The organism is Diaphorobacter caeni, from assembly GCF_015354245.1.
Taxonomy (GTDB): Bacteria; Pseudomonadota; Gammaproteobacteria; order Burkholderiales; family Burkholderiaceae_C; genus Diaphorobacter_A; species Diaphorobacter_A caeni.
On sequence record NZ_JADKYZ010000003.1, the window covers coordinates 329432 to 344536 of the forward strand.

Here is a 15105-nt window from a genome sequence, read left to right on the forward strand (position 1 = left end):
CCATCGCGCACAACGGTGACCTGAAGAATCTCAGTCCAACCCACGCCCCAACAAGGTCGCCATCGTCGTGGCCGCGCCGCGCACAGCCAACGAGGAATGGAGCACATTCAAGAGCTGCGAGCTCAAGGTGTTCAGAACGGCGAGGCGCGCTGACATCTCCGCGCCTTGCGGAAGTGCGTCAATGCGGTCGCTTGTGGGCCGCGCCACACCAAGAGCAGCACACCCAACCCCAGAAGCCCCAGCATGAGACGCGAGTCCACGGGCACTGGAGTCACCTCGCTCACAGGCACCGCCACGACGGTATCCGTATCGGTGCTGATGCAGGGCGCGGTGCTCGTACACGCGACATTGTCGATCACGCTGGCGGTATTGCTGGCAGTTGAACCCGCCACGCCGGTGACACTGGCAGTCACCAGATAGGCAATCGATTCTCCTGCCGCCAGCGTGATGCCAGTGCACCCCATCTGCGTGCAAGCGCCCGCAACACTGTGGGCTCCGACCACGCTCGCCACAATGCCGGAGACCGTCATCTGCGTCGGCGTATCGGACCACTCCACGGCGCTCACCCCCGTGCCGCCGAGGTTCGAGAGCGTGACGGTATAGGTCGTCGTCGCACCCACGTTGAGCTGATCCACCCCATTGGTCTTGGTCACGCTCACATTGGCTGGCGACACGATGCTGTCCTGATCGGTAGCCGAACAACCGGCTGCAGGACTTCCACTGGTGCAACCGCCGCCATCCAGCGACGCGGTGTTGGTGGCCGTGGTTCCCGCACTGCCGACAACCGAAGCTGCCACGGTGTACGCCACGGACTCCCCTGCAGCCAGCGTGATGCCGGAACAACCCGCGGACGTGCAAGTCCCTGCGTTGCTGTTGGCTCCGACCGATGCTTGCGCGATGTTCGTAACGGTCACGCCGACCGCGTTGTCTGTCCACTGCACCCCACTTGCACCCGTGCCGCCGCTGTTGGTCAGCGTGACGGTGTAAGTCGTCGTTGCACCTGCCGTGAGCTGCGTGACACCGTTTGCTTTCGTCACCTCCACCCGTGCTGGGGTCACGATGGTGTCCGCATCCACCGCCGAGCATTCGGCCGCAGGGCTGCCGCTGGCGCAGTTCGCGCCGTGGACCGCCGCTGTGTTGGTTGCCGTACCGCCCGCCGCACCAGAGACCGAGGCAGCAACCGTGTACGCCACCGACTCCCCTGCTGCCAGCGTGATGCCGGAACAACCCGCGGGCGTGCAAGTCCCTGCGTTGCTGTTGGCTCCGACCGATGCTTGCGCGATGTTCGTAACGGTCACGCCGACCGCGTTGTCGGTCCACTGCACTCCACTTGCACCCGTGCCGCCGCTGTTGCTCAGCGTGACGGTGTACGTTGTCGTCGCACCCGCAGTGATCTGCGTGACGTTGTTGGTCTTCACCACTCCCAGCTGCGCCGGGGACGCTATGTCGTCAGTGTCGATGGCAGTGCAGCTTGCCGCTGGATTGCCAGCGGCGCAGTTCGCGCCATCGATCAGCGCAGTGTTGGTCGCACGCGTTCCCGCGCTGCCGTCGACGTCCGCCGTCACCGCATAGCTGATGATGCCGCCTGCCGCCAGCGTCACACCGGTGCAACCGTTGACGTCGCAAGTACCTGCGCTGCTGCCGGTGCTCACGAACGTGGGCGCCACGTCGGTCACCGTCACGCCCGTGGCGCTGTCGGTCCATTGCAGATTGTTCACGGCCATGCCACCGGTGTTTTGGAGCGTCACGGTGTAGATGGTGACCGCTCCGGCAGTGATCTCGGTGACGCCGTTGGACTTGGCGATGCTCAGGTTTGCGGGTGTCACAACCTCGTCCGCATCGACGGCAGTACAGACATTGCCATTGGTGCAGGTACCTCCGACGAGGGCTGCCGTGTTTCTGGCAGCATCGACTCCGAGCGTGCTTCCGACCGTCGCCTCAACGGAATAGACAATGGATTCGCCCGGCGCAATCGTGATGCCGGTGCAGCCGCCAGTGGTGCAGAGCCCTGCGCTGCTGTTGGGGCCGACATCCGTTTCAACTATCCGGCCTACGCTCATGCCGGAGGACGTGTCGGTCCACTGCTGGCCGCTGGCCGTCGTGCCGCCCGTGTTCGTCAATGTCACGGTGTAGACCGTGCTGGCATTCTGCGCGAGCAGCGTGACGCCATTGGTCTTGGCGATGTTCAGGTTGGCCGGGCTCACGACCTGATCCGTGTCCGTGCTCACGCATCCGGGGACGCTCGCGCTCGTGCAGGTACCGCCGCTGGCCGTGGCCCGGTTCGACACGGTTGCCCCCGCAGCCACCGAGGCCTGCACAGTCGCGGTCACGTAGTACGTGTTGGACCGCCCCGCTGCCAACGTGATGCCTGTACAGCCGCTGAGTGTGCAGGTCCCGCCCACGTTGCCCGTGCCGAGCATGCCCAGTGCGATGCTGTTCACCGTCAGCCCCGTAGGGACGTCCGACCAGCTCAGCCCCGTGAACGGCGCGGCGGAACTGTTGTTCAAGGTCACCATGTAGACCGTCTGTGCGTCCGTGGTGATCTGGCTGACGTTGTTGGTCTTGGTCACGCTCACCGAATTGGCGGACACGATGGGATCAGCATCGGTGCTGGTGCACACGCTGGGCGTTCCATTGCTGCAATCACCACCATCCACGATGGCCGCATTTGTGGCGGTCGTGCCGATCGCGCCTGACACATTGGCCGACACGGTATAGACGATGGAAGAGCCCGGTGCCAGCGTGATGCCGGTGCATCCGGATAGGGTGCAGGCGCCGGCATTGCTGCCCGTGCCAGCGGTGCCTGGGGCGATGTCGGTCACGGTCAGATTGCTCGCTGTATCCGTCCACCGCACGCCACTTGCGGCCGAGCCGCCGCTGTTGGTGAGCGTCACCGTGTAGGTGGTGGCGGCGCCCGCCGTGAGCATGTTGACGCCATTGGTCTTCTGCACACTGACGATGGCCGGCGTGCTCACCGCCTGACGGTTGTAGGCGATGAAGGCCACATCGGAATCCCCGCTCAACCGCTGCACAAACCCGGCAACGCTTGCCATGTTGTCGGCATTGATGCCGAAGTCGGAAAAATAGTAGGCCCTGATCCGGAGATCGCGCGGACCATCGCTCACACTTGCCTTGGTGTGGTTGGGGTTCCAGAACTGCCAGCTCTGCCGCCCGACTATGGCGACGGAATTGAATGCAACGCTCACCGAATTACCCACAATGGCGTTCGATGCGTCCACAAAGTAGAACTGATCCAGATTGCTCGAGGGCTGCCCCACCTGCGTCACAAGCACATCGGGAACGGTGTCGGTCGTGGCCACCGCATTGACAATTGTGGCGTCAAACTTCAATGGTGCTGACGGAATATTGAACAGCGCAGTATTCAGGTCCAACCCATTGGCACCATCGAACAGGTACGACGCACGCGTCTTGGTGGTGTCGTACGTTGCGGACAGAGGAATCCCATTCAGCCCTCCCGTTGCCGGAACGGCATTGGCGCTCGGAGTGAACGACTGGAAACCGGCTGCAACAAAGGGGCCAGTCAACACGGCGTCATTTACACCCGTGGAATAGCGTGTGCCGCCCGCCGTGAACGCCAGGAGATTGTTGACGCCATTGGCCGCGACGGCCGTGCTCGCGGTGGTCGTAGTCGACGTCCACGCATTATTGGAAAAACTGCCCCAGACCGCCGTTACGTTGTCCACAGCATGCGCGGACAAGGCGGCCACACCGACCAGCGCCACGGCCGAATTTCGTATCGATTGAAGGAGCCAGCAACGCAGGCGCGTGGCGCGGGTGGAGTATGTGGGCAGTGACGTCAATCCCATCTCACGTGCATCGGAAGCTGGATTTCGAATCACGATGCAAACCATCCAGGTACAAAGCATCGCACGAGCGGCCCGTCTAGTCGTCGGCCTAGATTGATTCTATCAATCAGCCCCAGAATCGGAGATGCTTTACATATCCGCAATCCATAGCCCGAAATGTTGGCGATCACTTCTCCGAAGGGTGCCAAATGCCTCGCGACGGTGAGGTTGCAACTTGACCACAACGGTGCGGAATTACTCCGCGCATGTTTGCGATCTCATCGCGAGGATTTGCAACGCGGCAGGCCGCCTGAGACCTGCGCCTGCAAGACCGTGTGAAGATCGTCAACACGCCCTCAGAACCATTGCGGAGTACTCATCCGGTGTACTCATGGGATGACTTACGCGCCGCCGTTGAAACGAAAAAGCCTCAGAACATTGCTGTACTGAGGCTTGACGTGTTGATTTTGCTGGAGATGTTGGAAAAGTCGTGGAAAAAGACTGAGCATCTGCAGCGTATCTGGCGGAGAGGGCGGGATTCGAACCCGCGGTGGGGATTAGCCCACACACGCTTTCCAGGCGTGCGACTTAAACCGCTCATCCACCTCTCCGGAAGCCCTCAATTATAGGTTAGAAAATTGAGTGTTTTGGGGAAATCTGGCTTTTCAGCAAAATTTCTTTTCCCAGACAGAAATCATGCGTTGTCCTTGGACGGCTCCTGAGAGCGCTGCGCCTGATCCCGGCAGGCCCGTACTATAAGGCATAGCTGCTATCGATTTAGGGAATTCAGGAAATTTTTGCGCATGGAGCGCCCAAAAGGCGGCATTCTTCAGCGCATCACCAGTCCGCCGTCCACCGTCAACGTCTGCCCCGTCATGAAGCCGCCGAGATCGGATGCCAGAAACAGCACGGGGCCGGCCACATCCTCTGGCCGCGCGAGTCGCCTGAGCGGCGTGGCGGCCATCAGTGATTCGCGGAACGACTCCTTGGTGTTCTCGCTGCCCTGCGTCGGATAGACCAGCCCGGGTGCCACGCAGTTCACGCGGATGCCAGCCGGGCCCAGTTCGCTCGCCAGGTTGCGGCTGAACGCGATCAGCGCGGCCTTGGCCGTGGTGTAGTCGTGGTACGGGACCACGGGGTTTTCGACAAGATTGGTCACCACGTTGACGATGCTTCCGCGCGCCCGCTTGCGCATCTGCGGCAGCACCGCCTGGCAGACGTTGAACGCGCCGCCTACGGCACCATCGAACTGCGAACGATAGTCGCCCAGCGTCACGTCGTCAAAGCGGCGGCGGCGCTCGGGGTCAAAGGCATAAGGTTTGAATGCGTTGTTGACGACGACGTCGATGCCCCCTGCCTCCAGCACGATGGAATCAACCATCTCGCGCACGGCGTCGGAAGAGCCCACGTCTGCCCGGACGGACCATGCGTCGCCGCCCGCCGCCACGCATTCGGCCACGGTCTGCGCTGCGGCGGCGTCGTTGCTCAGGTAGTTGATGGCCACCAGCGCGCCTTCCCGCGCAAAGGCCTTGGCGATGGCGGCGCCAATGCCCCGGCTTGCGCCGGTGACCAGCACCACCTTGCCACGCAGGTTCATTGAGGATTCGGCACTCATCTCATGCCCCCGGCAACAGGCTGGTATCAACCACGTCGGTCACCTTGATCTGACGCTGGATCATGCCGAGCGCGCGGTAGGTGTCTGCGCCCTTCTGCAGCGCGGCCAGATCGAAGCTGCCCAGTTGCGGCGCGCGACCGGCCACCTGCGCGGCGGGCAGTGCCGAGGCATTGCGCAACTGGATGACATCGAGGTTGATGTCGCGCTGGGTGCCGTCAATGGCGTATTTTCCGGCGAGCGCCGCAGCCTCCTGCGGATTGGCGATCATCCAGGCCGCGCTGTCGCGATAGCCCTTGAGAAAGGCCTTGAGCAGATCCTTCTTCTGGCGCAGCACGTCCTCACGCACAACGAACATGTCGCTTGATATGTTCAGGTGCTCGCTCACCTTCATCAGGTTGATGTCGCCCATGCCCTTGCGCAACCCCACGGCAAGGCCGGTGTCGGTGGCTGCCGTGGCGTCGACCTGGCCCTGCATCAGCGGCGCGAAGTTGAGCAGGCCGGTGACGACGATGGTCACGTCGGATTCCTTCAGCCCCGCCTGATGCAGCATCACCAGCAGGTTCTGGCGCGTGCCGCTCGAGAGGCTGTAGACGCCGATTTTCTTGCCCTTGAGATCCGCAGGCTTGTGGATGTTGGCCGACTTCAGAGACACCACGTTGAACACGTTCTGCGGGTAGATGTCGTAGATGGCGACCAGCTTCTCGCCCTTGTCGAGCGCCATGAAGAACGAGCCCGGATCGGTGAATGCCACGTCGCCCTGACCGCTCAGCATGTTGCGGATCGCGTCACCGCCACCCGCGCCTGGCAGATAGGCGAGCTCCACGCCCTGCGCCTTGAAGAAGCCCTTCTCGGGCTCGACAAGAATGTTGGTGATTTCGCTGATCGGCTTGCTCCAGCCCGCGAGCCGGATCCTGCCCTGAGTCTGCGCGGCCATGCCGGTGCCCGCCAATGTGAGGCCGGTGATGCCCGCGCACGCGCCGATCAGACTGCGACGGGAGATGAATGAGGAAGAGCTTGGTGCGTTCATGGGATGTCGCGTGAGCGCGAGGTGAAAGGCGAAGTGGAAGTGGAAGTGGCATGCGAGCGCAGCAGTCGGCGCTCGAGCACAAGACAGAGTTGGTAGAGCAGCAGTCCGATGACGGCAATGAGCACGAGCGCGGCAAACATCAGCGTCGTATCCATCATCCCCTGCGCGGCGATGACGACCGCGCCGAGCCCTTTGCTCGCGCCCATGAACTCGGCGACGACGACCCCGACCAGCGCCAGCACCACGGCCACGCGCAACCCCGCAAGGATGGCGGGCAACCCCACTTGCAGCTTCAGGCGCAGCAGCGTCTGCAGTCGCGTCGCGCCGAGCATTTGGAACAACTGCAGGCGCGACGCATCGACTTGCCGCAGGCCGGTCAGCGTGTTTTCCATCAGCGGAAAAAAGCAGATCAACGCGGTGATCAGCACCGTTGGCAGCATGCCGAATCCAAACCACAGCACAAACAGAGGCGCCAACGCCAGTTTGGGGACGACCTGACTGACGACGACATAAGGTTTGAAGACGCGCTCGAGCCACTGCGACTCCGCCAGCGCCATGCCCACCAGCAAGCCGACCGCACTGCCCAGCGCCAGCCCCAGCAGCAAAGCCTGCAGGGTCGAGATGATGTGCGGCCAGAAATAACCGGACGCGAGGCCCGACCACAGCGACACGGTGACGGCGGACGGTGCGGGCAGTACGAGCGCGGACAGCCCCCACTGCCGCACCAGCAGCTCCCATCCGGCGAGCAAAACCAGAAGCAACGCGGCGGACAGCAGTCGCGCCTTGAATGGTGTGACCGTCATGCGACCTCCCGATCCATGGACGCGCGGATGCCTGCGCAGAATTCGTTGAACAAAGCGCCATGCCGCATGGCCTGCGTGCGCGGTGCAGGCAGGTTGATGTCCCAATCATCCACGATGCGGCCACCATGCATCAGCGCGATGCGGTCTCCGAGATACACAGCCTCGTTGATGTCGTGCGTGACGAACAGCACCGTGGTGCCACGCTCGCGGCAGGTGCGCAGCAGATCGTCCTGCAGTTCGGCTCGGGTGATCGCGTCCAGCGCGGCGAATGGCTCGTCGAGCAGCAACAGCGGCGGCTCCAGAATCAGCGCGCGCGCCAGCGCCACGCGGCTTTGCTGGCCGCCCGAAAGCTCGCGCGGATGGGATGATGCGAGCGCGGCCAGTCCGAGCTGCTCCAGCAAGCCGAGCGCCTGCTGCTCATCTGCGGGCGAGGGCTTGCGTTGCAGCGAAACGGGCAGCAGCACGTTGTCAAGCACCGTGAGCCATTCCAGCAGCGTGGGTGCCTGAAACATGAAACCCAGCTGCGGCCCGGGCGCGGCAAGCTCCCCCCCATTGAGCAGAATGCGCCCCGACTGCGGTCGCAGCAGGCCCGCAGCCAGCTTGAGCAGCGTAGTCTTGCCGCAACCGCTGCGGCCCAAGAGGCAATGAAACTCGCCCGCCTGCATGCGCCAGCTCACGCCATTCACCACGGGCGCGCGGCCCGGGTAGGTGAACACGGCATTGTCGATATCCAGAAACGCCATGTCAGTCCGAGTAAGTCGCCAAAGGCTGCGCAGCCGATTCCGCCGATTGCTCGATCTCGGTCATGCGCACCAGATCGACGAGATTGAATCGTCCGTCGTGATGCCAACCCGCCTCGGGCATGCTCATGGAGCCAATGGCTGCGATGCGCGTGACGCCCGCCGCGCCGAGCAGATCAGCCAGGCGATACAGCTCTTCGGGCGAGGCCGCGATGCCTGCGGTCTGCAGATACGCGCGCTGCGCGCCAACCACCGGCACCACATCGTCGAGGCGATCCACTCCCACCACCGCAATCGTCCGGTACAGCGCTGTGGGTGAAAGCGGCTGCAGACCGTCGCTGTAGGCCACGCTCCAAGGCGCATCGGCCGGGCCGATCAACAGATCCTGTCCCGCGTCCGTGGGCGCGCGCCACTCCACGCTCTGCCGCCATTTCGCGACCGCTGCGCCCTCTTCCAGATCGAGCGCGCGGCGTGCAAAGCGCCGCTCCAGATTCGCGAGTTCAGCCGCCAGATAGTCGGCAAACGCGCGTGGTGACACGGGCCCGCCGCGTTCCACATAGAAGACATGCGGCGAATAGCAGCCCTGCTGGTCGTAGCGCATCACATCCCAGGCGGCCAGACGCGCCACGACGGGCGCCTTGACACTGTCGAGCGCCGCAGCGCCAATCAACCCAAAGCCCAGCTTGTGCCCGTGCGGCAAAAAACGCGTGGTGACTGGCAGACGCCTGCGCAGCGCGTCCAGCGTTCCGTTGCCGCCATAGGCGAGCACCGTGTCTGCGCGGGCGTACAACGCGTCGGCCCCCTCGCCGCCTTCATCGCCTGCCCCGCTCCACCACACCACCGCCAGACAATCTGCAAGCGGCGGATGCACCTCGGCCAGCAGCCGCGCAAACCAGCCCGCAAACAGCGGCTCCGCACTAGCCACCTTGCCGATGCCAGGCGCCTTCACAAGCAGCCCGCAGACCATGCTCCACAGCGACAGCGCAGGCACATTGCCCGCCCAGCTGTGCACCAACAGATCCGGCCCGAATGCGCGCACCGCGCCTCCCTTGGGCGTCGGCTGAAAACCATCGAGGACGGCCGGATTCGCAAAATCCTCGGCCACGAAACGCCGCAGCTGCGCGGCGCGAAAGGTCTTGAAATAGCCCGTCAAGCCGAGCCGCACCATGTCAGCGTCATAGCCACTGACGACCGGCAGCCAGGTCTCGGCCAGTCGGCGAACGGGATGCGTGCGATCCAGCAGCCGCGCGATCACGCGGTCGATCACGTCGATGATCTGCGCCACCGTCATGGTCCGCAGATGCTTGTCGGCCGCAGCGCGCACCCGCTCGGCCAGTGCCTGCATCTGCGCCGCCGTCAACACCGGCACCGCAACCTCGAGCCGCCTACCGTCGCGCTCGAATGCAAGCTCCTGCCAGTGGACCTCGTCGTCGCTGAGTCCGGGCAGATATCCCGCCGTGATCCGCTCGGTCTTCATGCCGACGCGGCCTTCACGAACTCTTCAACAGCGAGCGAACAGCCCTTGGCCGCAGCGCCCTCCGCGCGGCCCAGCAGCAGAAAGCCGCCATCGGCCCACAGGCCCACGTCTTCGGTCAGGATGGTGGTGACCGAGTTGTAGTTGGCCAGATCGCAATGCACGAGAATCCCGCGCTCGCCAAGCGCAACGTCCTGCCCGGTGATCGGCTCGACCAGACGCGAGCGGATCCAATGCGGCCCCGACTTCACCGAAGGCAGCGTCGCATTGCCGTCGTCGTAGAACTGCGTGCTCAGCTCGGTCATGCCATACATGTTGATGCAGTGTGTGGCCGGCACGCCCAGCAACCGCGACAGATCCGCATAGAACTCCGCCAGAGGCAGCTCTCGCGACTGCCCCTTGTAGCCGCCCGTGTCGAGAACGCGGCTGCCTGCAGGCAGACGAAAGCTGCGCCCCTGCTCGCGCAACGCATCCATCACGTGCACCAGACTGAAGCTCGCCCCCAGCAACGCGAACGGCTCTCCGCTTCGCTCCGATGCCTCCAGCACCGCGCACAGCCCCGGCATGTCCAGCCCCTCGCCCGTCAGGTAGTAGCGGCTGTCCGCCGTACCGAACTCTGAGCGCGCGAGCGCCAGATAGTGGGCCAGCGACGAATTCGGCATCGCCTGCTCATCGGGAAAAAGAATGCCCATGGGCATGCGCTCCACGCCACGCATGAAGCGCTCGGCGAAATGCCGCTTCATCGACAGATCGTAGACATCCAGCCGCGGATGAAAATGCCGCCCCCGCGCCGCACGGCCGGTGGTACCGCTGGTCATGAACACCCGCTCATCCGGCGACGCAGGCTCGCTGCGCAGCTCCATGGCCTTGAACGCGTCGATGGGCACGGCTGGAATGTCGCGCCATGACTTCACATTGCGCAAGGTCGCGCCGCGCCGCTGACAGAAGCTGCGGAACGGGGCATTCGATGCGTACTGGTGAGCGAACAGCCTCAGAGCGAGTTGGTCAAACTGGTCATTGGTGCAGCCCGGCGCCGCGATGAAAGCGAGCAGGTCTGCGACCAGCGAAGCGGCCGTGGCCTTCGGCGTATCCATGGAAATCCTTCGAGAGCGAAAACAGCAGATTGCTCCGAAGGCTTCCCCGCGCCCTATCCATCTCCATCTCCATCGCTTTGATCTGCTTTGAGCGTGATGATGCCGGGGTGCAAGCTCTTCTTCCGCCGGAATGACCCGGTTCAAGTTCTCGGGTGTAGATCTCAGCACTGACGTGCACCCCGGAGCACGGCGACATTTTAGCGCGGCAGTGACCACCAGAGCCCAATCGCCCCAAAGCCCCGGCCGGACCAGCGTCGTTGTTAAATTAATAAATTCAATTTAGTTTGAATTTTCATTTAACAAAAGCAATAAACTGGGTGCATCTTCTTCGCCCCCAAACCCAACCTCTCATTCAGGAAAAACGATGCGCGTACTGAACGTTCTCAAAAATGTCTTTGTCGGACTCTGCATGGCAGCGGGCATATCGCAGATTGCCACTGCACAGACTGGCGCCGGCACCTATACAGGCTCCTACTCCGGCGCTGATCATGGCAGCATGACGCTCTCCATCGATCAAAACGGCGCCGTCAGTTGCAGCCTGTCCAGTGCCGCGGGCAATGGCAAATACACAGGCAAGGGCGGCGTCGTATCCCAGTCGCCACTCGTCTTTTCCTGCCGAAACGGAGACTTCCCCAACTACCTGAGCCTCACGGGCAGCGGCACAGCAGGAGGCACATTGACCGGCCAATACATCATCGCTCCCACGGCCACCGATCGCCTGCAGGGCAACTTCACCGTGAGCGCGTCCGGCTCCGGCGGCGGCACCACCAGCCAACTGGACCCCAAGGCCATCACCGGCCTTTGGTATGACCCCGCGTACAACGGCACCGGCTTCAACTTTCTGATGACCGACGCCAACTTCATCGCCACCTACTACGGCCGCAACTCAAGCGGCGGCCTGCTCTGGTTGATCTCCACCGAAGCTCCGTCTGCCCCGCTGCAGACCGGCACCGAATACGCATTGACGCTGGGAGCCACCACCTCCGGCACGTTCTCGACACCGGCTTACCAAATGGCCAACTGGGGTCACCTGAACATCACCTTCACCAGTTGCACCACCGCCAAGGCCACACTGAACGGCCTGGACGGAGTGCAATATCTGAACCTGCAACGTCTTGGCAATGTAGGTGGTGTGGGCGCCTGCCAATAATCGGGCCGAACGCTGAAAAGCCGGAGTCTGCGATGTGCATCGCAGACTCCGGCTTTTTTACATGCCCGTCCACGTCGCACCAGCTCAACTTTCAAGGATTCACACTTCCTTGCTTCCCCCAAAGAAATCAGAGGCCCGCCCCAGTCGAACTTCCGGGCACGCCAGAGATGCTTGGAGCCTACGAAATCATCAGCATAGAAAGCCCGAGATCCCGTAAGTGATGCGTGCGATTTTGCCGTGGAGCTTGTTGTAGTAGAGATGAATGTCACGGTCCATGTATGTTCCGAGGATGAACCCATCGAACTCGTCATCGCGCTGCTTGACGATCTCCATTCCGGTTGCGCAATGGGGGCAGTCGGTCCACTTCAGCCCCGCAGGCAACGCATGCTCCCAGCGCACGGCGTCCTGCTCCCGGTCGTTGTAGAACTTGTAGCCGACAATGACCTCATCTTCCACATAGATGCTCAGTCCGCACACATCTGACAGATCGATCTTGTCGTCGCTCACCCTGTCATCTTCGTCGTCGTCTTCATCGCTATGGTAGATGCGGAGAATGTCATTCCAAGCGGGGTGATCTTTCAACTGCTCCAGCCGCGCACCCAACGCGGCATTCAACTCCGAAAATTCAGGGACTTGAATATCTTCCGTAGGCGCTAACAAGACTGGCTTCAGTTCGATCCGGACTTCATCCAACACCTGGTCTTTAAAAACGAATGTGGTGTATCGATCCGACTGCCGGACTGCAATCAAGTTATCGAAGACACAGGAATCAGCTGCTTGCGACTTCAATTTCTGATGCGCGGAAGGCAGCGTGTCCTCCCATGCCACAGAGAATGGCGGTGTGGATGTCGCTGCGGATTTCTTAGAAAAATGCAATGCACCGATCATTCCGGTGCCGATGATCCATGAAATCCGATCTTCCGAGACAAAGCGGTCTTTGTTGAACGCGGAGACCTCCAATCCCAAGGACGGGATGATGATTTCGTCCGAATAATAGTTCTCTGCATCCAACTCAGACCAATCGGGGTTGAAGCCGAGATGATCCTCAAAAAATTTCTCGACCTCGGGATCCCCGACATCGCGACCGAGCAAGCTTGTTGCGTCCATAAGTCGACTCTCAATACTTGTTAGAGACGATCTGCACCCTCTTCAACTCACCTTCTTTGCCGTAGCTGTACACCACACGACAAGTCTCGTGGAACCACTGATCGTTGCGAACAACGCCACTGGATTCATAGCTTTTATCAGGAGCCTTTCCCATGCTGGCCAGCACGTCCTTACGGGTCACGCCAGGAACGACATCGATCGGCAATTGAATAACCGGTTTACGTGTGTCCGTGTCTGACTCGACAGGAATCTCTGCACTGATCAGCAACATCGGCGCAGTTCCATATTTTTCGACCTCGCGTTTAGCGAGATAGTCCTCGTCCACGAAGTGAAGAATGATCTGGTAATCATCGCTGTTGAAATAAAAATCCGGGTCACTCCTTTTGGCTCGCGGCGCCTTATCGCTGCCGAGCGCGGAACAAAAATCGACCATCTGTGGCGCATTACCCGGTTGCCAAAGGTATTTTTTTGCAAATTCTTCAACTGTCAGCATCATTTAAATATCATCCAGAATTTGATTCAAGAAATCGTCAAAACAATCCGGTTTGTCCTTGCTTCTCTTCTTGAGCTTCTTGGCAAGTTTTTTGTATTTCTTCGCGCATTCAGAATTCGTCCCCTTCAAATGGCTCTGTTGCATAACCCCATCTGAGGTTGACGGCCTCATTGCGATGCGCGAACATCAACCCTTTGCGTAGCTTTGCGCTCTTGCGTGGCGGGATGATGGGGGTGGTTTGGCGCTGATGACAAGCCTCGTACACATCCTGCGTGTCATACGCTCCATCACCTGTGAAGCTGACAACCGCTTCATCGTTTGGTATTTGGGCCAGTAGTTCGGCAGCCACTGGTGAGTCGCCCACTTCGTTGGTGGTCACGACAATGGCACGAATCTGCAGCGTCTGTGCATCTATGCCCAGGTGCACCTTGCGCCACTGTCGGCGACGCTCTGCGCCGTGCTTCTTGGTTTTCCACTCATCTTCGCCCAAAAACTTGATGCCCGTAGAGTCAGCAAGCAAGTGCAGTCCGTGCGGCTTGGACGATAACGCACCTGAACATTCAAACCCTTTTGCCTGCGGCACACCGTGCTGTAGTCAGGCGCTGACTAAGGCAGGCCAGCCATTCTCAGCAGCGACTGAATCAAGCCCAAGGCCTGGCGCAAAGGCAAACTGAACAGGCATTTGACGGTCAGGCAAAACTGGATGGCAGCATCCGAAAATGTCTTGTTGCGGCCAGGCTTGCCATCAGGAACGGCCTGCCATTGCATGTCCTTGTCCAGCCAGATGGTCAAATCACCCCGAGCCTTCAATGCTGCGTTGTACGCCTTCCAGTTTGTAGTGCGGTTGCGCCGCTTGCCCCAGCTCGATTCACTCATGCGGTAAGGCTACCGCAGATGACCGGTTGAGTTGTGCAACAACGCCAGAGTACACCACAGACTCACCATGATATTTACAGTTAACCAACAACCGAGTCAAACTGTCCACCAAACCAAAAATTTACAGCATCCATATTAACACCATCCCCCCCCGTCCAAAAATCCACCGGATATGCCCAATCCGAACTATGCGTTTTACGAGGCTCTACATCTCCAAAAAATTCATTGATATAACAACACTGGCCCTTTGGCTGCAGAACTCCTATATAACCGAGCAAGTCAATGAAAAATTTCGCTTGCTCCGCTGTAAGTTTCAATTCCTTAATTTTACGTATATCATTCACCAATGTCCGGGGAACGGTTTTGTCTGATGAGTTCTCAATCAATTTCAGAATCAACCCAAACAATCTCACGCCCTCATCAAAAATTCCCCCACCAACATCCTCAACATATCCCACCTTCTCTCTGTGCGTCGCAAGATAGAAGGCAGCCTTATCTCCCAAGGGATTGCTGCCCACAAGTGATCCGGAGAGTCGACATCTGTGAAGAAATGTCACATCGATTTTAGTCTCGACGTTTACCAAACAAGTGGAACAGTTAGAAATGTCAGTAGCTTTTTTAATATACGCGTGTGACGGAAAATGCATTGCATAGGCATATGCAGATATGCCGCATCGCATTTGAGGGAAGCCCCCCCCAACACCGACCAAAAAGGCTTCTACAATTGCCTCCTTGGAAACATTAGCCCTCTCAAAAATCAGCCAATCGACGATTTCATTATGGGTCATCTTCTTGATTTGAGGAACCAGACCTACTTCACTCAATAATTTCCACTCATCACTCTCCTTAGAATATGGCTGTGTCGGAGAATAATTTTGCAACACTTTGACAACACTTCGAGAAAATTGGCTCATAATATT

At 60.3% G+C, this 15105-nt stretch carries 11 protein-coding genes, 1 tRNA gene and 1 pseudogene; 1 reads left to right on the plus strand and 12 read right to left on the minus strand.

Annotation, left to right across the window (positions count from 1 at the left end; translation table 11 throughout):
- Window positions 1–131 precede the first annotated feature (131 nt).
- The 8 genes from ISG32_RS09195 to ISG32_RS09230 form a co-directional block, all read right to left on the minus strand.
- Window positions 132–3743: a beta strand repeat-containing protein gene (locus tag ISG32_RS09195; protein ID WP_194770715.1), complete on the minus strand. Its 3612-nt coding sequence runs from the start codon at window positions 3741–3743 to the stop codon at window positions 132–134.
- A gap of 584 nt (window positions 3744–4327) precedes the next feature.
- Window positions 4328–4417, minus strand: a tRNA-Ser gene (locus ISG32_RS09200).
- 218 nt (window positions 4418–4635) lie between these two features.
- Window positions 4636–5403, minus strand: coding sequence for an SDR family oxidoreductase (locus ISG32_RS09205; protein WP_456074363.1), 768 nt, complete (start codon window positions 5401–5403; stop codon window positions 4636–4638).
- Window positions 5404–5422: 19 nt separating this feature from the next.
- Window positions 5423–6448, minus strand: a complete 1026-nt coding sequence (locus ISG32_RS09210; protein WP_194770717.1) for an ABC transporter substrate-binding protein — start codon at window positions 6446–6448, stop codon at window positions 5423–5425.
- Window positions 6445–7251 (minus strand): ABC transporter permease, encoded by an 807-nt coding sequence (locus tag ISG32_RS09215; protein WP_194770718.1) that lies wholly within the window; start codon window positions 7249–7251, stop codon window positions 6445–6447. The genes ISG32_RS09210 and ISG32_RS09215 overlap by 4 nt, the downstream gene beginning before the upstream one ends.
- Window positions 7248–7994, minus strand: a complete 747-nt coding sequence (locus ISG32_RS09220) for an ABC transporter ATP-binding protein (protein ID WP_194770719.1) — start codon at window positions 7992–7994, stop codon at window positions 7248–7250. The genes ISG32_RS09215 and ISG32_RS09220 overlap by 4 nt, the downstream gene beginning before the upstream one ends.
- A gap of 1 nt (window position 7995) precedes the next feature.
- Complete coding sequence (locus ISG32_RS09225) at window positions 7996–9468, minus strand: acyl-CoA reductase (protein ID WP_194770720.1); 1473 nt, start codon at window positions 9466–9468, stop codon at window positions 7996–7998.
- Window positions 9465–10559 carry a LuxE/PaaK family acyltransferase gene (locus ISG32_RS09230; protein WP_194770721.1) on the minus strand — a complete coding sequence of 365 codons (1095 nt, stop codon included), beginning with the start codon at window positions 10557–10559 and terminating at the stop codon, window positions 9465–9467. The genes ISG32_RS09225 and ISG32_RS09230 overlap by 4 nt, the downstream gene beginning before the upstream one ends.
- 409 nt (window positions 10560–10968) lie before the next feature.
- Here ISG32_RS09230 and ISG32_RS09235 point away from each other — a divergent pair, with 409 nt between their 5' ends.
- Window positions 10969–11709 carry a hypothetical protein gene (locus ISG32_RS09235; protein WP_194770722.1) on the plus strand — a complete coding sequence of 247 codons (741 nt, stop codon included), beginning with the start codon at window positions 10969–10971 and terminating at the stop codon, window positions 11707–11709.
- Between the two features lie 189 nt (window positions 11710–11898).
- On the opposite strand, the gene ISG32_RS09240 is transcribed toward ISG32_RS09235, so the two are convergent.
- The 4 genes and pseudogenes from ISG32_RS09240 to ISG32_RS09255 all read right to left on the minus strand — a co-directional run bounded on the left by ISG32_RS09240 (window position 11899) and on the right by ISG32_RS09255 (window position 15099).
- Window positions 11899–12816: a hypothetical protein gene (locus ISG32_RS09240; RefSeq protein ID WP_194770723.1), complete on the minus strand. Its 918-nt coding sequence runs from the start codon at window positions 12814–12816 to the stop codon at window positions 11899–11901.
- A gap of 10 nt (window positions 12817–12826) precedes the next feature.
- The gene (locus ISG32_RS09245; RefSeq protein ID WP_194770724.1) at window positions 12827–13312 is read right to left on the minus strand and encodes a hypothetical protein; all 486 of its coding nucleotides are present in this window, start codon (window positions 13310–13312) and stop codon (window positions 12827–12829) included.
- Between the two features lie 157 nt (window positions 13313–13469).
- Window positions 13470–14185: pseudogene (locus tag ISG32_RS09250) on the minus strand (IS5 family transposase); the annotation flags it as partial.
- Between the two features lie 80 nt (window positions 14186–14265).
- A complete protein-coding gene (locus tag ISG32_RS09255) occupies window positions 14266–15099 on the minus strand; it encodes a hypothetical protein (protein ID WP_194770725.1) in 834 nt (277 codons plus the stop codon).
- Window positions 15100–15105: the final 6 nt, after the last annotated feature.